This is a genomic window from Enterobacter sp. MGH 33 (assembly GCF_000534535.1).
GTDB classification, from domain to species: domain Bacteria; phylum Pseudomonadota; class Gammaproteobacteria; order Enterobacterales; family Enterobacteriaceae; genus Enterobacter; species Enterobacter hormaechei_C.
This window is the reverse complement of sequence record NZ_KI973212.1, coordinates 344,920-364,626: the sequence shown is the minus strand read 5'-3', so window position 1 is coordinate 364,626 and position 19,707 is coordinate 344,920. Positions and strand designations below refer to the sequence as shown.

Sequence of the window (19,707 nt, the reverse complement as noted above, 5' to 3'; positions counted from 1 at the left end):
TCATGAAAGGCCGCCTGCTGGACGCCATACCGCTCAACAGCCTGACGGGCGTGGGCGCGGCACAAAGCAGTAAACTGGCGAAGATAGGCCTGCACACCGTGCAGGATCTCCTGCTCCACCTCCCCCTGCGTTACGAAGACCGTACTCAGCTTTATAAGATTGGCGATCTGCTGCCCGCTATTTACGCCACCGTTGAAGGGGAAGTGCTGAACTGCAACATCACCTTTGGCGGACGCAGGATGATGACCTGCCAGATCAGCGACGGCACCGGCATTCTCACCATGCGCTTTTTCAACTTCAATGCGGCGATGAAAAATAGCCTTGCCACTGGACGACGCGTACTTGCGTACGGTGAAGCCAAACGGGGCAAATACGGCGCGGAGATGATCCACCCGGAATACCGCGTGCAGGGCGATCTCAGCTCACCTGAGCTACAGGAGACTCTCACGCCGGTCTATCCAACCACTGAAGGCATTAAGCAGGCTACGCTGCGCAAGCTCACCGACCAGGCGCTGGAGCTGCTCGATACCTGCGCCATTAACGAGCTGCTGCCGCCGGAGCTGGCGCAGGGCATGATGAGCCTGCCGGAGGCGTTGCGCACCCTGCACCGTCCACCGCCAACGCTTCAGCTTGTTGATTTAGAAAGCGGTAAACACCCTGCCCAACGGCGTCTTATCCTTGAGGAATTACTGGCTCACAACCTGAGCATGCTGGCCCTGCGCGCAGGTGCGCAGCGCTTCCACGCGCAGCCCTTAAGCCAGCGTGATGAGCTCAAAGATAAGCTGCTGGCCTCACTGCCGTTTAAACCCACCGGCGCCCAGGCGCGGGTGACTGCCGAGATCGAACGCGATATGGCGCTGGATGTGCCGATGATGCGTCTGGTGCAGGGCGACGTGGGTTCCGGGAAAACGCTGGTCGCCGCGCTGGCCGCTTTGCGCGCCATCGCCCACGGTAAGCAGGTGGCGCTGATGGCGCCGACGGAACTGCTGGCCGAGCAGCACGCCAACAATTTCCGGAACTGGTTTGCCCCGCTGGGAATTGAAGTGGGCTGGCTGGCCGGGAAGCAGAAGGGCAAAGCGCGCCTTGCGCAGCAGGAAGCCATTGCCAGCGGGCAGGTGCAGATGATTGTCGGCACGCACGCCATTTTCCAGGAACAGGTGCAGTTTAACGGCCTGGCGCTGGTGATTATCGACGAACAGCACCGCTTTGGTGTTCATCAGCGTCTGGCGCTGTGGGAGAAAGGTCTGCAACAGGGCTTCCACCCACATCAGCTGATCATGACCGCCACGCCGATTCCGCGCACCCTGGCGATGACGGCCTATGCCGATCTGGATACCTCCACCATCGACGAACTCCCCCCGGGTCGTACGCCGGTGACAACGGTCGCCATTCCGGACACGCGCCGCAGCGACATCATTGACCGCGTGCGCAACGCCTGCACCCACGAAGGACGTCAGGCTTACTGGGTCTGTACCCTGATTGAAGAGTCTGAGCTGCTGGAAGCGCAGGCTGCCGAAGCCACGTGGGAAGAGTTAAAGCTCGCCCTGCCGGAGCTGAACGTCGGTCTGGTTCACGGGCGCATGAAGCCTGCCGAGAAGCAGGCGGTGATGCAGTCGTTCAAACAGGGCGAGCTGCATTTGCTGGTCGCGACCACGGTCATCGAAGTGGGCGTGGACGTGCCGAACTCCAGCCTGATGATTATTGAGAACCCGGAGCGCCTGGGCCTGGCGCAGCTCCACCAGCTACGAGGCCGCGTGGGCCGTGGCGCGATCGCCTCTCACTGCGTGCTGCTCTACAAAGCCCCTCTGTCGAAAACCGCGCAGATGCGTTTGCAGGTATTACGCGACAGCAATGACGGCTTCGTCATTGCGCAAAAAGATCTGGAGATCCGCGGCCCGGGCGAACTGCTGGGCACGCGTCAGACGGGTAACGCCGAGTTTAAAGTGGCGGATTTATTGCGCGATCAGGCCATGATCCCCGAAGTACAACGCCTTGCGCGTCATATTCATGAACGCTACCCCGAACAGGCGGCAGCGTTAATTGAACGCTGGATGCCGGAAACCGAGCGGTATTCCAACGCCTGACGGTCAGCCAAACATCGGCAGCATCAGGTAGAGCTTAATGACCAGCGCGTTGACGATATCAATGAAGAATGCGCCCACCATCGGCACCACCAGAAACGCCATGTGCGACGGGCCGAACCGTTCGGTGATCGCCTGCATATTCGCGATGGCCGTTGGCGTCGCCCCCAGACCAAACCCACAGTGGCCCGCAGCCAGTACCGCCGCATCATAGTTTTTGCCCATCATGCGCCAGGTAACAAAGATGGCATACAGCGCCATGAACACGGCCTGCACCGCCAGGATCGCCACCATCGGCAGCGCCAGCGAGGCCAGTTCCCACAGCTTGAGGCTCATCAGCGCCATCGCCAGGAACAGCGACAGGCTGACGTTCCCCAGCACGGACACTGCGCGCTCAAAGACGCGGTAGAAGCCCATCTGCGCCAGACCGTTGCTCAGGATCACCCCGATAAAAAGCACGCAGACAAAGGTTGGCAGTTCGAAAGCCGTTCCCGCCAGCCATTGCGCAACGATTTTGCCCACGGTAAGGCAGATGGCAATCATGGCGATGGTTTCAATCATCACCAGCGAGGTGATGCTGCGGCCAACGTCCGGTTTTTCAAATGCGGTCGGCACCATTTCATCGTCTGGCCTGCCTTCCGGCGTGGTGGAGTGTTTCACCAGATAGCGCGCTACCGGGCCGCCAATCAGCCCGCCAAGCACCAGGCCAAAGGTCGCGCAGGCCATTGCCACTTCCGTTGCGTTTTCAAAGCCATAGCGTTCGATGAACAGCTTGCTCCACGCCGCGCCCGTTCCGTGGCCACCTGACAGGGTAATCGACCCCGCCAGCAGACCCATCAGCGGATCCAGCCCCAGCAGCGACGCCATACCGATGCCGATGGCGTTTTGCATCAGCAGCAGGCCCACCACAACAATCAGAAACACGCCCAGCACCTTGCCGCCCGAACGCAGGCTTGCGAGGTTAGCGTTCAGGCCGATAGTAGCAAAGAAGGCCAGCATCAACGGATCTTTCAGGGACATATCAAAATCGATTTCCCAGCCCATGCTTTTTTTCAGCACCAGCAGGGCCAGCGCCACCAGCAATCCACCGGCGACAGGTTCAGGAATGGTGTACTTTTTCAGAAAGGAAACACTGTGTACCAGCTTGCGACCAAGCAGAAGAACCAGCGTTGCGGCAACAAGGGTCGACAACGTATCGAGATGAATCATAAAAGGCTCCTGTTATGCGCGTGTTCCATACACACGCGGCGTTATCCTGGGCCGGGTGATGCTCGTCATGAGCCGCCGGCGCGAAAAGTGTAATTTTTTTTTCCTGTTCGTTGTAGAAAACCTGCTCACATCGGCAGATTTTCTCTCTTATTTTTGCTGGCAATCGTTTGCTTTTACCAGGTGGTCAGCTAAAATGCCCGCTTTTCCACCGTGGGATTGCCGCCGATGTCTGTTAACACTCTGGAGTCTGCTGATGCGCAACCGATTGCGCAGAAGCAAAACAGCGAACTGATTTACCGCCTTGAAGATCGTCCCCCGCTGCCTCAAACCCTGTTTGCCGCCTGCCAGCACCTGCTGGCGATGTTCGTTGCGGTCATCACGCCGGCTCTGCTGATTTGCCAGGCGCTGGGGTTACCGGCGCAGGATACGCAACACATCATCAGTATGTCTCTGTTCGCTTCCGGCGTGGCCTCCATCATTCAAATTAAAGCCTGGGGTCCGGTGGGCTCGGGTTTGCTGTCGATTCAGGGCACCAGCTTTAACTTTGTGGCGCCGCTGATCATGGGCGGTACGGCACTGAAAACCGGCGGCGCAGATGTCCCGACGATGATGGCGGCGCTTTTCGGCACCCTGATGCTGGCAAGCTGCACAGAGATGATCATTTCCCGCGTTCTGCACCTGGCGCGCCGGGTGATCACCCCGCTGGTCTCCGGCGTGGTGGTGATGATTATCGGCCTGTCACTGATCCAGGTGGGTCTGACCTCCATCGGGGGCGGCTACGCGGCAATGAGCGACCATACCTTCGGCGCGCCGAAAAACCTGCTGCTGGCAGGCGTCGTGCTGGCGATCATTATTCTGCTTAACCGCCAGCGTAACCCGTACCTGCGCGTGGCATCGCTGGTGATCGCCATGGCGGCCGGTTACCTGCTGGCGTGGGCGCTGGGCATGCTGCCGGAAAACACCACCCCAACCAACAGCGCGTTGATTACCGTGCCAACGCCGCTCTACTACGGCCTGGGCATTGACTGGAGTCTGCTCCTGCCGCTGATGCTGGTCTTTATGATCACTTCGCTGGAAACCATTGGCGATATCACCGCCACCTCCGACGTGTCCGAGCAGCCGGTCTCCGGCCCACTGTACATGAAACGTCTGAAAGGCGGCGTGCTGGCGAACGGACTGAACTCGTTTGTCTCGGCGGTGTTCAACACCTTCCCGAACTCCTGCTTTGGCCAGAACAACGGCGTGATCCAGCTGACCGGCGTGGCCAGCCGCTACGTGGGCTTCGTGGTAGCGCTGATGCTGGTGGTCCTCGGCCTGTTCCCGGCGGTGAGCGGGTTTGTGCAGCACATCCCTGAGCCGGTGCTGGGCGGCGCGACGCTGGTCATGTTCGGTACCATCGCGGCCTCTGGCGTGCGTATCGTCTCCCGCGAGCCGCTGAACCGCCGCGCAATCATGATTATTGCGCTGTCTCTCGCCGTAGGGCTTGGCGTCTCCCAGCAGCCGATGATTTTGCAGTTTGCCCCTGACTGGGTGAAAAACCTGCTCTCTTCCGGCATCGCCGCGGGCGGTATTACCGCTATTGTGCTGAATCTCATTTTCCCGCCTGAAAAGAACTGATCCCCACACGGCAGGCTGTCAATGCCTGCCGTGACATCTCTTTACACCATTCCCGCCTTGAGCATTGCGCATAAATCGTGCATAACACCCTTATGTGCGTTTCGCGGGAAGGAAGACCATGAAATTTATTGGAAAGCTGCTTATCTATCTTCTGGTAGCCCTGCTCATTGTAGTGCTCGCCTTTTATTTTCTGCTCCAGACCCGCTGGGGCGCATCGCAGGTCAGCAGCTGGATCACGGTGAATACCGATTACGAGCTCAACTTTGACCTGATGGATCACCGCTTTTCATCCCCTTCTCACATCCTTCTGGAAAACGTTACCTTCGGACGAGATGGCAAACCGGCCACGCTGGTCGCTAAAAAAGTGGATATTGGCTTAAGCAGCCGCCAGATCACCGACCCGCTGCATATGGATGCCATCACCCTGTTCGATGGCACGCTGAATTTATCGCCGCAGACGGCGCCGCTGCCGTTCCAGGCCGACCGTCTGCAACTGAATAACATGGCCTTTAACAGCCCGAATACGGAGTGGGATCTCAGTGCGCAAAAGGTGACCGGCGGCGTCAGCCCGTGGCAGCCCGAGGCGGGGAACGTACTGGGAAAAAATGCGCAAATCCAGATGAGCGCCGGGTCGCTCACGCTCAACGGCATACCGGCCAACAACGTGCTGATTCAGGGACAACTCAACGGCAAAGAGGTGGTGCTGAATACCATCGGTGCCGATATGGCGCGCGGCTCGCTGACGGGCTCGGCTCTGCGTAATGCCGACGGTGGCTGGGTTATCAACACCCTGCGTCTGAATGAGATCCGCCTGCAAAGCGACAAATCGCTGCTGGATTTCTTCGCCCCTCTCTCCACCCTGCCTTCGTTACAGATTGGGCGGCTGGAAGTGACCGATGCCCGTCTACAGGGGCCAGACTGGGCGGTAACCGACCTCGATCTCAGCCTGCGTAACCTCACCCTGAGTAAAGGTGACTGGCAAAGCCAGGAGGGACGGTTATCCATGAACGCCAGCGAATTTATCTACGGCTCGCTGCATCTGTTTGACCCTATCCTGAATGCGGAATTCTCCCCGCAGGGCATTGCGCTGCGTCAGTTCACCTCCCGCTGGGAAGGGGGCATGGTGCGCACCTCCGGCAACTGGCTGCGCGAGGGTCAGGCGCTGGTGCTGGACGACGTTGCCATTGCCGGGCTGGAATATACGCTTCCGGAAAACTGGAAAACGCTGTGGATGGACCCGCTTCCGGCATGGCTGAACAGCGTGACGCTAAAAAAATTCGGCCTGAGCCGCAACCTGGTGATCGACATCGATCCGGCGTTCCCGTGGCAGATCACCTCCCTCGACGGTTATGGCGCTAATCTGCGGCTGGCGCAGGATCACAAGTGGGGCGTGTGGGGCGGTAACGCAACCCTCAACGGGGCGGCAGCAACCTTTAACCGCGTCGACGTGCGTCGCCCGTCGCTGGCGCTGAATGCCAACGCCGCAACGGTAAATATTACCGATCTGAGCGCCTTTACCGAGAAAGGGATCCTGGAAGCGACCGCCACCGTGTCACAGCTGCCACAGCGACAAACCACCGTGAGCCTGAACGGGCGCGGTGTACCACTCAACGTTTTGCAGCAGTGGGGCTGGCCAGCGCTGCCGATTGCAGGCGACGGCAATGTTCAGCTCACCGCCAGCGGCAGCGTGCAGGCCAATGCGCCGCTGAAGCCGACGGTGAATGGGAAGCTGAGCGCGGTGAATATGGATAAACGGCAGGTACAACAGACGATGACCGGCGGGATGGTGTCGACGGTGGCTCCGGCACAGTAAATAGCCGGGTGGCGGCTTCGCCTTACCCGGCCTACGATCTAATGTAGGCCCGGTAAGCGAAGCGCCACCGGGCATTTTTCCAGCTCAGAGGTGAACCACCACCTCATCCCCCTCGGCTTTCACCACCACACCCCATTCGCTGCCCGCATGTGAACCGCCTTTTACGCCGCCGACCTTCTGCACGTTGCGCAAGCACACCGACCAGTTTTGCGCATCTCCCGCGCCGGTAAAGGTCACGACGTCGCCCTGACGTGACGCCTTCAGCGTAAACACCACAGAGCCTTCCGCCGCAGGCACTTCACTCACCGCCGTTGCGCCATCGCTCAGGTTAAAGAGCTGGAAGGCCGTCCCCTCGTGCCACGCATAGTCTGGCTTCTGGTTATTGTTACCCAGCGCCAGCAGCGTGTTGTCGCGCACATAGACCGGCAGGCTCTGGAAATCGTGCTGCTGCTTATGCCAGCGGCTACCCTCGATTTCATCGTTGTGCCACAGGTGCGTCCAGCGCCCTTCCGGCAGGTAGAACTGCACGTCGCCCGCCTCGGAGAACACCGGCGCCACCATCATTGAATCCCCCAACATGTACTGGCGGTCGAGGTAATCGCACGCCGGATCGTCCGGGAACTCCAGCATCATCGCCCGCAGCATCGGCGTGCCGAACTCGTGCGCCAGCGCCGCCTGACGATACAGGTACGGCATCAGCTGGCATTTCAGCTGCGTGAAGTGGCGCACCACATCGCAGGACTCGTCATCGTACGCCCACGGCACGCGGTAGGATTTGCTGCCGTGCAGGCGGCTGTGGCTGGAGAACAGCCCGAACGCGCACCAGCGTTTGTAGACGTGCGCCGGAGCGGTGTTTTCAAACCCGCCGATATCGTGGCTCCAGAACCCGAAGCCGGACAGCCCAATCGACAGCCCGCCGCGCAGGCTTTCGGCCATCGACTCATAGTTGGCGTAGCAGTCGCCACCCCAGTGTACCGGGAACTGTTGCGCACCCACGGAGGCAGAACGGGCAAACAGCACCGCCTCTTCATCTCCCACCGTCTCTTTCAGCACGTTCCACACCAGTTCGTTGTAGATGTAGGCGTAATGGTTATGCATCTTCTGCGGATCGGAACCGTCAAACCACTGGACCTCCGTCGGGATACGCTCGCCGAAGTCGGTCTTGAAGCAGTCGACGCCGATCTCCACCAGGCCTTTCAGTTTGTCCGCATACCACCTGCACGCGTCCGGGTTGGTGAAGTCGTAGATCGCCAGCCCCGGCTGCCATTTGTCCCACTGCCACAGGGAGCCGTCCGGGCGCTTCAGCAGGTAGCCCTTCTCTTTCAGCTCCCGGAAGATCGGCGATTTCTGGCCGATGTACGGGTTGATCCACACGCAGACCTTCAGCCCTTTCTCTTTCAGGCGGCGGATCATGCCTTCCGGATCGGGGAAGGTCACCGGGTCCCACTCGAAGTCGCACCACTGGAAGGCCTTCATCCAGAAGCAGTCGAAGTGGAACACGTGCAGCGGCAGGTCGCGCTCGGCCATGCCGTCGATAAAGCTGTTAACCGTGGCTTCGTCGTAGTTGGTGGTGAACGAGGTGGTCAGCCACAGGCCGAACGACCACGCAGGCGGCAGCGCCGGACTGCCGGTGAAGCGGGTATAGCGGTTCAGCACTTCTTTCGGCGTCGGGCCGTCGATCACGAAGTACTCCAGATACTCCCCTTCCACGCTGAACTGCACTTTGGAGACTTTTTCGGAGCCGACTTCAAACGAGACATTTTCCGGATGATTCACCAGCACGCCGTAGCCGCGGTTGGTCAGGTAGAACGGAATGTTTTTGTAGGACTGTTCGGTGCTGGTGCCGCCGTCGCGGTTCCAGGTTTCGACCGTCTGGCCGTTGCGCACCAGCGCGGTAAAGCGCTCGCCCAGACCGTAGACCGTTTCGCCCACGCCCAGATCCAGACGTTCGAACACGTAATTGCGGTCGGTATTGCTGTCCTGCACGTAGCCGTTGTTTTTCAGCTGGCTGCCGGTAATGCGCTGGCCGTTACGCAGGAAATCCAGCGCCCAGAACTCGCCTTTGGCGACGCGCACGCTGACGCTGCCGCTTTTCAGCTCGGCAAATTCGGCGTTGTTTTCAATCTCAACTTTTACATCCTTCAGAACGTTCAGCGGATAGTGCGGGCCGTTGTTCAGCGCACCCTGGAAGTGCTCAATGCGCACCCCGACAATCCCTTCCTGCGGGGCAAACAGGCGCACCGTGAACATCAACGTGTCGAGCTGCCAGGTGCGTTCGCGCACGTCACGCGGCGCCACATACACCACCAGGTCATTGCCCTGCTGCTCCACGTCGAACACCTGCACCGGATAGGTCACATTCAGGCCCGGTTGAATAAGCCAGTTTCCATCACTGATTTTCATGCTTACGTCCTCTTAGTTCTGCAATTCTTTGCTGACCGGCAGGTTTTCAAACTCCTGCTGATTGCGGCGCGCGCCCTGCGCCAGCTCGCGCAGAATTTTGGTCAGGAAGGGGGTTTTCAGCGTGTAGTAGCGTTTGGCGATGATGGCGCTCAGCACGTAACAGATCGCCGGTGCCAGGGTAAACAGGCCGATGATGATGCTGATGGTCGCGCTGTTCTGGGTTTTGGCTGCCGCGTCGTAGCCGCCGCCTGCCAGCATCCAGCCTATCATCGCCCCGCCCAGCGCCAGGCCGAGTTTCAGCACGAACAGCGTGCCCGCAAAGCTGATGCCGGTCAGACGTTTGCCGTTGGTCCATTCGCCGTAGTCGACGGTATCGGACATCATTACCCACTGAATCGGCGTCACCAGCTGGTGCAGCACGCCGATAACGAAGATGAAGCCGAACATCAGGACGGTGGCATGCATCGGCACGAAGAACATCGCCACGCTGACCACCGCCAGCGCGGCGTTGGTCCACCAGAAGATGCTGACCTTGCACTTCCAGTCGGTGAGCGGTTTCGCCAGCGCGGAGCCGATCAGGTTGCCGACGCAGTAGGTGGTGAGGAACGCGACGAACACTTCCGGCGAACCCATGATCCAGGTGCAGTAGTACATCATCGCGCCCCCGCGCACGCAGACGGCGAGAATGTTGAGGATGGTGAGCACGCCGACGATGCGCCACTGGTCGTTTTGCCAGATATCACGCAGATCTTCACGCATGGAGGTGGTGCTCGGCGGCACCTGGATGCGCTCTTTGGTGGTGAAGAAGCAGAACGCCAGCATCAGGAACGCGACCACCGACAGCACGGCGATCCCGCCCTGGAAGCCGAATGCCTTATCGTCGCCGCCAATCAGGTTCACCAGCGGCATCATCAGCACCGTGGAGAGCATGCCGCCCGCCGTCGCCAGCACAAAGCGCCAGGATTGAAGGGAGATACGCTGCGTCGGGTCGTTGGTGATCACGCCGCCCAGCGCGCAGTACGGGATATTGACCACGGTATAGAGCAGGGTCAGCAGCGTGTATGTGATGGCGGCGTAAACCATTTTTCCGTTAAGGCTGAGGTCCGGCGTGGTGTAGGCCAGCACGCAGACGATGCCGAACGGAATGGCGCCGAACAAAATCCACGGACGGAACTTGCCCCAGCGGCTGCGGGTGCGGTCGGCAATCAGGCCCATGCACGGGTCGGAGATCGCATCCAGCGCGCGGGCCAGCAGGAACATGGTGCCGACAAACCCGGCGGGAATACCAAAAATATCGGTGTAGAAAAACATCATATAAAGCATGACGTTATCAAAAATGATATGGCTGGCGGCGTCTCCCATGCCGTAGCCAATCTTCTCTTTTACTGACAGGACTTCGCTCATATTTTTATCCTTCACGCTGTAGGGGGCGCTGAGACCGGTTACCGTTTTTTAAACCATTGTTTCAGGAGCGGGTATTGCGTTTTCTGGTTAAGAGATTACGTTTCTTGTTTTTTGTGATCGGGATAAAAGTTGATGAGCACGAAATGCTAACCTGAGGATTTTCTTAAGAATTAGCTGAAACAGGGGGATTCAGGTCAAAAGAGAGGTGAAAAAAGTGGTGTGGGGTATGTGGTAAATGCCTGAAAGTAGCTATAATGCGCCCCGCCTCCATGTAGCAATGCAGGCGCGGAAGATCGTCATCTCCGGTGAGGTGGCTGGACTTCAAATCCAGTTGGGGGCGCCAGCGTTCCCGGGCAGGTTCGACTCCTGTGATCTTCCGCCAAAAATACAGCTAAATCTACTTTCAGAGTTAATAACATGTATAAATATCTTCCCTCAGAAAGAATCGATATACTTGAAAATAACTTAATATGTTTTAATAACCCTTTAAATTTTAACGACCCATTTGAATTCAATACTTCTTTTAACTTTAGTAGCTTTGAATCCAATTTATACGATTCGTTAAGCACTGTAGACCTTCTCAAAGAATTTCCAGCTGAATTATTAAATCAGATTGAAAAACTGCCTAAAGAAATTGTCAGTAATTTACTTAAAGATGCAAAAAAAACAATGCTCTCGATGTATAAAAAAGAAAGAGGAAATATAATAAGAGCAGCAGATACTACAATGCAAAGTTTTAACTCTAAGTTGATAGGAATAACGAGGATTCTATCATTAACAGAAACCCCTACGAATATTTTGATGTGGGGACACTACGCACAGGCCCACAGTGGGTTTATCATTGAATTTGATATCACTCATCCATTTTTCTCACAACGTCGCGGCCAAAAAGATGAATTTGGTTATTTACGAAAAGTTATATATCAGAAAGAATATCCATTCTTGGATCCATTCTCAGACGATCAAATAAATCATTTCCTAATAAAAAGCAAAGACTGGGAATATGAACATGAATGGCGAATGTTGTTACCACAGGCCAATTCTGGTAAAACAATTAATGTATGTGAAAAAGAATTTGATCTCTATGAACTACCATCCGATGCTATCAAAACGATAATTTTTGGTTGCAATACCTCAGAACATTTTAAAACTAAAATGTTCAGGTTAATAAGTTCACGAACCGACTATGAACATATCAGTTTTATACAGGCTAAAAAATCAAATTCAAGATTTGAGATTGTATTAGACCCGTTATGACTACTTTTTTAATCTATTTAATTCATTTCGACCTAAATTTTTTAACCAATTCCCCAAACTCATCCCTTCAGCCTTCGCCGCAGCCTCAAACTGGGCCTTCAACTCTGGCGTAATACGTATCTGAAAAGTCGGTGCTTTTCCGGATTTTGACTTATTAGGATCGCGTTTAGCTGTTGACATGTACGTACCTAAAAGAGCAGTATATCTTCATTGAGGTACGTACCTTAACATATAACGACCTCAGATTGGAACGCCCTCGCCAGGTGCTCGCAACACCAGACGAGAGCTAACCTCACCAACTATCAAGGAGTTGATTATGGCTGATTCGCATTCTACCCCAGACACCGACCAATCCGGAACCGAGCGTTCGTTAATTGTGGGATACCGCCCGAATGTTTACGACAAATCCACGCCGAAAATCATCCTTTCCGGTAAGTGGTTGCGCGCAGCGGGGTTTGATACCGGACAGCAGGTCACGGTAAAGGTCATGAAAGGATGCATCGTTCTGGTGGCGTATAACGAGCAGGAGCAGCGTTTGCAAGATGATTATAAACGGACGAAAGCAAAGCTTATTGAGATAGAGGACGCGCTTGCAGCGATCCAAATTCCGCATGCTGGAAAGCGACTCGCAAAATCAAATACAAACCACCTGGCTTAGCGGCTGTTTCTGGCATACTACGAGCTTACAGGCATCAACCTTATGAAGCGGAGGCAGCATGACATATGAGGAATTAATAAATTCTCCAGCCGGTGAGTTCGTCATGTTTGCCAGCAAGGATGGAAAAGTTCGCATTGAATGCCGCTTCGAAAGCGATACGTTGTGGCTCTCACAGGCCACGATCTGTGAGTTATACGGCAAAGCCAAAGCTACGATCAGCGGGCATATCAAGAATATTTTTGATGAGGGTGAGCTGGTCGAAAATTCAGTTGTTCGGTTTTACCGAACAACTGCCAGCGATGGTAAAGTATATAACGTTCAATACTTTAGCCTGCCCGTCATTCTCGCCATCGGCTATCGCGTCCGGTCCACGCGAGGTACGCAGTTCCGCCAGTGGGCCACCCAAACGCTCCAGGAATACCTGGTTAAAGGCTTCGTTATGGACGACGAGCGCCTGAAAAATCCGCCTGTGGGATCTTCCGCCGTCCCTGACTATTTCGATGAAATGCTGGAACGCATTCGCGATATACGTGCCAGCGAACGCCGGGTCTATCTTCGCGTGAGGGAGATTTTCGCATTAGCTGCTGACTATCAGCCGTCGCTCAAAGAAACCACGCAATTCTTTCAGACCATCCAGAATAAACTGCATTTTGCCTGCACTGGGCACACCGCTGCTGAGTTGATTCACCAACGTGCGGACGCCACTCAACCGCATATGGGGCTGACCAGCTATAAATGCGAAGAAGTCCGTAAAAGCGATGTCACCACCGCAAAAAATTATCTGTCTCAGGATGAGGTGAGCGAGCTTAATCGCGTCGTTAATATGTGGCTCGATTTTGCCGAAGATCAGGCCAAACGCCGCAAGCAGGTATTTTTACGAGACTGGCAAACCAAGCTCGATCAGTTTCTGCAATTTAATGACCGGGACGTTTTAGAAGGAGCAGGCAAAATCAGCAAGAAAACGGCTGATGAAAAGGCGTGCTCAGAATACCTCGAGTTTGAAAAAAAGCAGCGCCTGCTGAAAGAAGCCGAAGGTAAGAAAGATATCGCCAGCTTATTAAAATGGGATAAGCAGGCTAAGCGCTAATCCCGGCATAGGTTCATTATTCAATGATATTCATCATTTCAATATTTGATGCTTTTTTTAGTGACTATTATTCTTGCGATGGAAGAATAGTCATAAATCAACCTTATAAATTTTTAAACGTCAATTGATACCATCCATATCTCGCAACTACAACTTTCTATTAAACCAACCGAAATTCTTTAACATTCCTGTTTTGAAATGAAAGTCACAATTTAAATCCATTATGAAGAGTAGTTTCCCTCAGTCTATAAAAGGAGATTGAGATGGCTATACCTGTTTACTTATGGCTCGAGGATGATTCAGGCCGGAGGATTAATGGTTCTGTCGATATAAAATATCGCGAAGGTTCAATAGAAGTGATTGAATTTATGCACTCTATAGAACAACCTATAGATAAATTCTCCGGTAAAATCACTGCAAAACGCATTTGTAGTACCTATGCATTCATGAAAGAGATTGATTCATCATCCTCTTATCTATACAAAGCCTTATGCACTGGGCAAACACTTAAAAAAGCAGAGTTCATATTTTACAGAATCAACTATAACGGACTTGAAGAGGCTTACTTTAAGACAACTTTAGAAAATGCAAGAGTAGTTCAAATTGAACCACTCATGTTTGACATTAAACTACCGCGAAACGAACGCTATACACATTGTGAATATGTAGATCTAACATATGAAAAAATAACATGGCATTACATAGATGGAAACATCATTCATTCTGATACCTGGAAGGAACGCGCTTAAGGAGAAAGTATGTCCTGGGAATATGATGTAAAAGAGCACAAATTTTATCTTGATGGTGTTTATCAGTTCGATGCAGATTATGCAGGAGCAAGTGGTTACAAAAACGATCCATCTCAAGAATGTGTAAAAAACAGTGGGCCTCTACCTCGAGGGAAATACACAATTGGTTCCCCTCATAATTCAGCCCACACCGGGAAATATACTCTCAGCCTCACGCCCTACTCGACAAATGAGATGTGTGGTAGAGACTCATTTAAAATACATGGTAAAAGCAGTTTGCACCCTGACGACTCTTCAGAGGGCTGCATCATTGCTCCTCTGAGTGCCATAAGGAGTATCTGGAAAAGCAACGATACGGTATTGATAGTCAAATGAAGCGTTTATTTTGTTTATTGCCATTACTCGTTGCAGTCAGTTCGCACGTCTCAGCAACGGAAATGACCGGCTTCGCGACCGAGTATTACGATGAAGACGGATCATTGACGGAAATTTCTACAACAGTGCCCCTTTCACCGACCATCGCTATAGGCAAGCAAGCCGTACGAATGGAGGTTACTCACCTGTCAGATATCACCAGCACACCAGTTAACAAAGACAGCTCAGCACGCTGGGTCTGCCTTCATGACGACGATGGCACGAATTACTGGTTCATTTCTGATAACGAAATGGGTGCAGGATTGTTAACTGCGCTAGTTATTGCCAAAGATGGCATCCATAAAGAGTGTGCTAAAACAACGGAACCTGTCAGCGTCTCAGTCGCGAATGTTCCATTGTTGAATGCTACTCACAGGAATCTAATTGAAATATTCGGCAAGAAAGGGATCGCCAAAAAGAAAGCGATACTTTTTTATCAGGAGACGCCAGTACAGAATGGATTCATCCAGAGTAATACGGTCTCGTATTACTTTGATGGCGAAAAATTGCGCGGCGTAATTATCGGGCAAATAACCAGTAACTAGCTTGCAGGCTCCCTCTTTTACAGAAGAGGGCGTTAAGCCTGTCCACTCAACCGCATATGCAACAGCGGAAACGGATTCCCCTGCCCGTCCAGCTCCGAGCGCCCGACCGGCTCAAACCCCATATAACGATAAAACGCCACCCCCTGCGGATTCTGCTCGTTCACATCCACTTCATTTACGCCGAATTCTGCGATGGCATATTGCAGCAGCATTTTCCCGATACCCTTCCCCCGGCTCGCATCATCCACAAACAGCATTTCAATGCGATTTTTATCCACGCCCAAAAAGCCGTGAATAATACCCACGTCATCCCGGGCAATCACAACCCTGAGATTAGGCAAATATGCGTTGAGCAATAACGGACGCAGCGCCGCGATATCGCTTTCCTGCAAAAAGCGGTGCGTGGCGCGAACGGACGACTCCCAGACTGCGACGAGGCGTTCAAATTGTGAGGGGTGTGCGGCTTCTATTTTCATGATGATATTCCGGTTGAGTAAAGTTTCAGGGCAGCAATGTAATGATATTCAGCTCTGCGACGTGCGCCACACGCCAGGCGTACAACCATACTCCGTCTGAAAATGACGAATAAAGTGCGCGCAGTCGCTGAACCCCATCCGCTGCGCAATATCCGTCACGCTTTGCTGTGAGTTCTTCAGCAGCCAGCAAGCATAGCGCAGTCTGGCGCTGCGGATAAATTCGCGGGCCGTTTTGCCGAATTCTGCGTGGAACAGACGGTTGAGCTGGCGTTCACTCAATGCCACTTCTCGCGCAAGCCCGGCGGTGGTGAGCGGCCGGGTCAGGAACTGTTCTATCAGCATGACGGCGCGGCGCAACCGCGAGTCAGGGATAAGCGCAAAATTCGCCGGACGCGGGGTGGCAATTTCATGCGGAACGAGCGACAAACGCTGACAGGTGGTGCTGGCGATATCATCCCCGGCATGGGCGCGGATAAGCTCAGTTGCCAGCGTCAGGGTGGAAATACCGCCCGGGCAGGTCAGCACATCGCCATCGTCGATGAAATCATACCCTTGCTCAGCATAAACCAGCGGGAAAGCCTGCCGAAATGCATCAAGGTGGAAAGGATGGATGGACGCTCGTCGTTCATTCAGCAATCCTTCCTGTGCGAGGACAAAACTGCCGGTGCCAATGCCAATGAGCGGAACCCCGGCATGGTGGGCATGTGCCAGATACGCTTTATCCCCCTGATACCCTAAGTCCAGATACTGCAATTCACCGCCGATAACAGCAAGATAGTTAAAACTGTCCGGCGGCGCATGGGGGGAATCCGGTCTCATGATAATCCCCGCATTGCTGATAATCGGGATATCAGGAAATTCACTTATCAGGCTGATTTTAAATGCTAATTTATCCTGAGCTTTCGCTGCATAACGCAGCGCCTCCAGCAACCCGGAGACGGCCAGGAGTGAATAACGGGGCCATAATATCAACCCAATATGCAGACACTTTTCCGGTACTGATTTCCCCCCATCGGAGGAGTCAAATACACTTTTCATTTACTTGCCAAATTTAAAATTAATTACATTATCGCAACATGATCTGTCGCACTTTTTATTTCTAAGGTAATCCTGATATTTTAAATCAAGCATAAATGAGACGGGAGGAAAATATAATGTTTTTCTCGTTTATATCATTCTTTTTTTGAACCACGACACACATATGTCGGTAATGTTCCTAAGGTAAAGATATAGTTACCATTATGTTGTTCATTGATCCGCATATAAATACTCTTGCCCGGATAGACAAAGAATTGCGGTTCATATTTTTCCAGCCAGCTGTCTTCGACATTATCGTCCGGGAACGTCATATTTTTTTCTGACGCCAGCAAATAGAGATGATCTTGTCTCTCCACCCGAAAGGAAATTTTCCTGTCAATGGTTTTACCCGGATCGCTCTTTGCCCGGCCATTCATGCTCAGGGTGCCGAGTTTCCCGTCGAAGGTGTAATTCAGCCAGACCGTCAGCGTCTCATCCGGATGGTGCTGTACCAGATTAGCCTGGCATGAAAAAGGCTGAACGTAAGTTCGGTGCCACAGGTAATAGCCCGTCAGCACGCCTGCGGTGACGAGGCCCGTCACGATGATATACAGCATCTGCCGAAAACGAGTCATGCTAGGGAAGGTGCGAACAAGTTCCTGATATGAGATCATCATATTCATCCGGAGCGCATCCCAGAGGGACATCATGAGCCATCAACTCACCTTCGCCGATAGTGAATTCAGCACTAAGCGCCGTCAGACCCGAAAAGAGATTTTCCTCTCCCGCATGGAGCAGATTCTGCCATGGCAGAATATGACCGCTGTCATCAAGCCGTTTTATCCCAAGGCGGGCAATGGCCGACGGCCCTATCCGCTGGAGACCATGCTGCGTATTCACTGCATGCAGCATTGGTACAACCTGAGCGACGGTGCCATGGAAGATGCCCTGTACGAAATCGCCTCCATGCGTCTGTTTGCCCGGTTATCCCTGGATAGCGCCTTGCCGGACCGCACCACCATCATGAATTTCCGCCACCTGCTGGAGCAGCATCAACTGGCCCGCCAATTGTTCAAGACCATCAATCGCTGGCTGGCCGAAGCAGGCGTCATGATGACTCAAGGCACCTTGGTCGATGCCACCATCATTGAGGCACCCAGCTCGACCAAGAACAAAGAGCAGCAACGCGATCCGGAGATGCATCAGACCAAGAAAGGAAATCAGTGGCACTTTGGCATGAAGGCCCACATTGGTGTCGATGCCAAGAGTGGCCTGACCCACAGCCTAGTCACCACCGCGGCCAACGAGCATGACCTCAATCAGCTGGGTAATCTGCTGCATGGAGAGGAGCAATTTGTCTCAGCCGATGCCGGCTACCAAGGGGCGCCACAGCGCGAGGAGCTGGCCGAGGTGGATGTGGACTGGCTGATCGCCGAGCGCCCCGGCAAGGTAAGAACCTTGAAACAGCATCCACGCAAGAACAAAACGGCCATCAACATCGAATACATGAAAGCCAGCATCCGGGCCAAGGTGGAGCACCCATTTCGCATCATCAAGCGACAGTTCGGCTTCGTGAAAGCCAGATACAAGGGGTTGCTGAAAAACGATAACCAACTGGCGATGTTATTCACGCTGGCCAACCTGTTTCGGGCGGACCAAATGATACGTCAGTGGGAGAGATCTCACTAAAAACTGGGGATAACGCCTTAAATGGCGAAGAAACGGTCTAAATAGGCTGATTCAAGGCATTTACGGGAGAAAAAATCGGCTCAAACATGAAGAAATGAAATGACTGAGTCAGCCGAGAAGAATTTCCCCGCTTATTCGCACCTTCCCTAGCTATCCTTCAGGAAATAATCAGATATACAGCGGTTCGGCTCTTTCATTGGCCGGTCGCAGCGAATAACCGACGCACGAGGAAGCAGAGCGTACCAGCTGATGTAAACCCAGGGATATTGCGCGCATTCAGCCTTGAATTGTTCCACATAGGTCAGCGCTGAAGCGCGTTCAGCGTGAGTCTGAATGTCATTCGCAAGATAAACGCGACAGGCTCCGACGGATGCCGCAAAACGGTAATCCTCAACAAAACGGTTTTCTGTGGCGTTCATATATCCCGTCACGCCTGCCCCGGCCAGGACGATCAATAGCCCCATGACGACAGCCAGCCAGCGCGTGGGCTTCCTGGCAACGGGCGTTGCTGGCTCGGAGGATGCAGAGACCTCCTCGATCGCTGGCGCCTCCACACATTGTCCCTCTGCGGGTTGAGGCGCGACGGGTGAAGACTCTCTGACGGTTATTTGCGTGTCGCTTGCCAGCGTCAACCCAATCCGCGGAATGGTAACGATAGGGTCAGTTTCAAAACCAATCTTTTTGAGCCCTTTGCGCAGGATGGAGATGTTCTGGTAATAGGTATTGGAGGAGACAAGCATGCCGCGGCTTTGCCAGACAATATCAAGGAACTCTTGCTGAGTGACAATCGACCCCGCTCTGTCGATTAATAACAACAGGCATCGGCCTGCTGGCGAATTTAACACAACCACACGGTCAGGATTGTTGATATCACGTAACGTGCTGGCCGCAGGATGAAATTCGACGATATTATTTATAATGTAATGCTTATGCATAGGGGCAGTATGAATTCTCCGGTTAACAGATGTTGAACCTGGGTCACCGCATGTATGGGATGACATTCACGTCGGGATTAATGTGACTGATTAACGTCATGCTGTATATCTTCGCCATTGGCGAAAAATCTTAATTTATATTTCATCCCTTAAGCTTCACTGAACCTGCATAAGAACTCAACCCTTGTAGAATGCGGCTTGCAGAGCCGCTTCATCCGCGATCATCCTCATTATGATGTTTTGTGAAGTGAATTTCCGCTCCACAGAAGTATCTGACTACCGGCAGCATCTCATTTATCAGGGCCTCATCTTTTGGCGCACTCCTCGCCTCTTGACATTGACAAATATCTACA

The 19,707-nt window shown here is 53.6% G+C and carries 18 protein-coding genes and 1 tRNA gene; 11 read left to right on the top strand and 8 right to left on the bottom strand.

Translation table 11 applies throughout. From position 1 onward, the window contains the following. Positions 1-2: 2 nt before the first annotated feature. On the top strand, positions 3-2,084 hold the full coding sequence (gene recG, locus L379_RS22100; RefSeq protein WP_015570052.1) for an ATP-dependent DNA helicase RecG: 2,082 nt from the start codon (positions 3-5) through the stop codon (positions 2,082-2,084). Positions 2,085-2,087: 3 nt separating this feature from the next. Here recG and gltS read toward each other — a convergent pair whose 3' ends face one another. After that, positions 2,088-3,290: a sodium/glutamate symporter gene (gene gltS, locus L379_RS22105; RefSeq protein WP_006812438.1), complete on the bottom strand. Its 1,203-nt coding sequence runs from the start codon at positions 3,288-3,290 to the stop codon at positions 2,088-2,090. A gap of 225 nt (positions 3,291-3,515) precedes the next feature. On the opposite strand from gltS, the gene xanP reads away from it, so the two are divergent. Both xanP and L379_RS22115 read left to right on the top strand, forming a co-directional pair. Next, positions 3,516-4,907 carry a xanthine/proton symporter XanP gene (xanP, locus tag L379_RS22110; RefSeq protein WP_015570053.1) on the top strand — a complete coding sequence of 464 codons (1,392 nt, stop codon included), beginning with the start codon at positions 3,516-3,518 and terminating at the stop codon, positions 4,905-4,907. Between the two features lie 118 nt (positions 4,908-5,025). Then, positions 5,026-6,720 (top strand): AsmA family protein, encoded by a 1,695-nt coding sequence (locus L379_RS22115; protein WP_032652101.1) that lies wholly within the window; start codon positions 5,026-5,028, stop codon positions 6,718-6,720. Positions 6,721-6,804: 84 nt separating this feature from the next. Here L379_RS22115 and yicI read toward each other — a convergent pair whose 3' ends face one another. After that, the gene (gene yicI, locus L379_RS22120; protein WP_032652098.1) at positions 6,805-9,123 is read right to left on the bottom strand and encodes an alpha-xylosidase; all 2,319 of its coding nucleotides are present in this window, start codon (positions 9,121-9,123) and stop codon (positions 6,805-6,807) included. Positions 9,124-9,135: 12 nt separating this feature from the next. Further along, positions 9,136-10,527: a glycoside-pentoside-hexuronide family transporter gene (locus L379_RS22125; RefSeq protein ID WP_015570055.1), complete on the bottom strand. Its 1,392-nt coding sequence runs from the start codon at positions 10,525-10,527 to the stop codon at positions 9,136-9,138. A gap of 287 nt (positions 10,528-10,814) precedes the next feature. Between L379_RS22125 and L379_RS22130 the strand changes: the two genes are divergently transcribed. Both L379_RS22130 and L379_RS22135 read left to right on the top strand, forming a co-directional pair. Next, a tRNA-Sec gene (locus tag L379_RS22130) sits at positions 10,815-10,909 on the top strand. 35 nt (positions 10,910-10,944) lie between these two features. Further along, the gene (locus L379_RS22135; RefSeq protein WP_023302862.1) at positions 10,945-11,784 is read left to right on the top strand and encodes a DUF2971 domain-containing protein; all 840 of its coding nucleotides are present in this window, start codon (positions 10,945-10,947) and stop codon (positions 11,782-11,784) included. On the opposite strand, the gene L379_RS24720 is transcribed toward L379_RS22135, so the two are convergent. Next, on the bottom strand, positions 11,785-11,964 hold the full coding sequence (locus tag L379_RS24720) for a toxin-antitoxin system HicB family antitoxin (RefSeq protein WP_071847017.1): 180 nt from the start codon (positions 11,962-11,964) through the stop codon (positions 11,785-11,787). A gap of 136 nt (positions 11,965-12,100) precedes the next feature. On the opposite strand from L379_RS24720, the gene L379_RS22140 reads away from it, so the two are divergent. From L379_RS22140 to L379_RS22155, 5 genes are all read left to right on the top strand, one after another. Next, positions 12,101-12,442 carry a SymE family type I addiction module toxin gene (locus tag L379_RS22140; protein ID WP_006812446.1) on the top strand — a complete coding sequence of 114 codons (342 nt, stop codon included), beginning with the start codon at positions 12,101-12,103 and terminating at the stop codon, positions 12,440-12,442. Between the two features lie 58 nt (positions 12,443-12,500). Then, positions 12,501-13,529, top strand: coding sequence for a virulence RhuM family protein (locus L379_RS22145; RefSeq protein WP_071992868.1), 1,029 nt, complete (start codon positions 12,501-12,503; stop codon positions 13,527-13,529). A gap of 263 nt (positions 13,530-13,792) precedes the next feature. Further along, positions 13,793-14,278, top strand: a complete 486-nt coding sequence (gene tssD / locus L379_RS22150; RefSeq protein ID WP_032652094.1) for a type VI secretion system tube protein TssD — start codon at positions 13,793-13,795, stop codon at positions 14,276-14,278. A 9-nt stretch (positions 14,279-14,287) separates the two neighbouring features. Further along, a complete protein-coding gene (locus L379_RS24715) occupies positions 14,288-14,653 on the top strand; it encodes a tlde1 domain-containing protein (RefSeq protein ID WP_071992867.1) in 366 nt (121 codons plus the stop codon). Beyond that, complete coding sequence (locus L379_RS22155) at positions 14,650-15,237, top strand: hypothetical protein (protein WP_223826524.1); 588 nt, start codon at positions 14,650-14,652, stop codon at positions 15,235-15,237. Before L379_RS24715 ends, L379_RS22155 begins: the two co-directional genes overlap by 4 nt. A gap of 32 nt (positions 15,238-15,269) precedes the next feature. On the opposite strand, the gene L379_RS22160 is transcribed toward L379_RS22155, so the two are convergent. The 3 genes from L379_RS22160 to L379_RS22170 form a co-directional block, all read right to left on the bottom strand. Further along, positions 15,270-15,713, bottom strand: a complete 444-nt coding sequence (locus L379_RS22160; RefSeq protein WP_032652089.1) for a GNAT family N-acetyltransferase — start codon at positions 15,711-15,713, stop codon at positions 15,270-15,272. A 48-nt stretch (positions 15,714-15,761) separates the two neighbouring features. After that, positions 15,762-16,532, bottom strand: coding sequence for a GlxA family transcriptional regulator (locus L379_RS22165; protein ID WP_223230145.1), 771 nt, complete (start codon positions 16,530-16,532; stop codon positions 15,762-15,764). Between the two features lie 353 nt (positions 16,533-16,885). Then, complete coding sequence (locus L379_RS22170; RefSeq protein WP_032655497.1) at positions 16,886-17,365, bottom strand: hypothetical protein; 480 nt, start codon at positions 17,363-17,365, stop codon at positions 16,886-16,888. 73 nt (positions 17,366-17,438) lie between these two features. On the opposite strand from L379_RS22170, the gene L379_RS22175 reads away from it, so the two are divergent. Then, positions 17,439-18,419 carry an IS5-like element IS5 family transposase gene (locus L379_RS22175; protein WP_001575870.1) on the top strand — a complete coding sequence of 327 codons (981 nt, stop codon included), beginning with the start codon at positions 17,439-17,441 and terminating at the stop codon, positions 18,417-18,419. A 146-nt stretch (positions 18,420-18,565) separates the two neighbouring features. On the opposite strand, the gene L379_RS22180 is transcribed toward L379_RS22175, so the two are convergent. Next, positions 18,566-19,354: a winged helix-turn-helix domain-containing protein gene (locus L379_RS22180; RefSeq protein ID WP_032652084.1), complete on the bottom strand. Its 789-nt coding sequence runs from the start codon at positions 19,352-19,354 to the stop codon at positions 18,566-18,568. Positions 19,355-19,707: the final 353 nt, after the last annotated feature.

Excerpts from the sequence above, each read along its gene's own strand:
- L379_RS22170 (WP_032655497.1), bottom strand. The coding sequence starts at position 17,365 with ATGACTCGTTTTCGGCAGATGCTGTATATCATCGTGACGGGCCTCGTC.
- L379_RS22125 (WP_015570055.1), bottom strand. The coding sequence starts at position 10,527 with ATGAGCGAAGTCCTGTCAGTAAAAGAGAAGATTGGCTACGGCATGGGA.
- L379_RS24720 (WP_071847017.1), bottom strand. The coding sequence starts at position 11,964 with ATGTCAACAGCTAAACGCGATCCTAATAAGTCAAAATCCGGAAAAGCA.
- L379_RS22145 (WP_071992868.1), top strand. The coding sequence starts at position 12,501 with ATGACATATGAGGAATTAATAAATTCTCCAGCCGGTGAGTTCGTCATG.
- yicI (WP_032652098.1), bottom strand. The coding sequence starts at position 9,123 with ATGAAAATCAGTGATGGAAACTGGCTTATTCAACCGGGCCTGAATGTG.
- L379_RS22160 (WP_032652089.1), bottom strand. The coding sequence starts at position 15,713 with ATGAAAATAGAAGCCGCACACCCCTCACAATTTGAACGCCTCGTCGCA.
- L379_RS22165 (WP_223230145.1), bottom strand. The coding sequence starts at position 16,532 with ATGAGACCGGATTCCCCCCATGCGCCGCCGGACAGTTTTAACTATCTT.
- L379_RS22155 (WP_223826524.1), top strand. The coding sequence starts at position 14,650 with ATGAAGCGTTTATTTTGTTTATTGCCATTACTCGTTGCAGTCAGTTCG.
- recG (WP_015570052.1), top strand. The coding sequence starts at position 3 with ATGAAAGGCCGCCTGCTGGACGCCATACCGCTCAACAGCCTGACGGGC.
- L379_RS22115 (WP_032652101.1), top strand. The coding sequence starts at position 5,026 with ATGAAATTTATTGGAAAGCTGCTTATCTATCTTCTGGTAGCCCTGCTC.
- L379_RS22135 (WP_023302862.1), top strand. The coding sequence starts at position 10,945 with ATGTATAAATATCTTCCCTCAGAAAGAATCGATATACTTGAAAATAAC.
- xanP (WP_015570053.1), top strand. The coding sequence starts at position 3,516 with ATGTCTGTTAACACTCTGGAGTCTGCTGATGCGCAACCGATTGCGCAG.
- L379_RS22175 (WP_001575870.1), top strand. The coding sequence starts at position 17,439 with ATGAGCCATCAACTCACCTTCGCCGATAGTGAATTCAGCACTAAGCGC.
- gltS (WP_006812438.1), bottom strand. The coding sequence starts at position 3,290 with ATGATTCATCTCGATACGTTGTCGACCCTTGTTGCCGCAACGCTGGTT.
- L379_RS22180 (WP_032652084.1), bottom strand. The coding sequence starts at position 19,354 with ATGCATAAGCATTACATTATAAATAATATCGTCGAATTTCATCCTGCG.
- L379_RS24715 (WP_071992867.1), top strand. The coding sequence starts at position 14,288 with ATGTCCTGGGAATATGATGTAAAAGAGCACAAATTTTATCTTGATGGT.
- L379_RS22140 (WP_006812446.1), top strand. The coding sequence starts at position 12,101 with ATGGCTGATTCGCATTCTACCCCAGACACCGACCAATCCGGAACCGAG.
- tssD (WP_032652094.1), top strand. The coding sequence starts at position 13,793 with ATGGCTATACCTGTTTACTTATGGCTCGAGGATGATTCAGGCCGGAGG.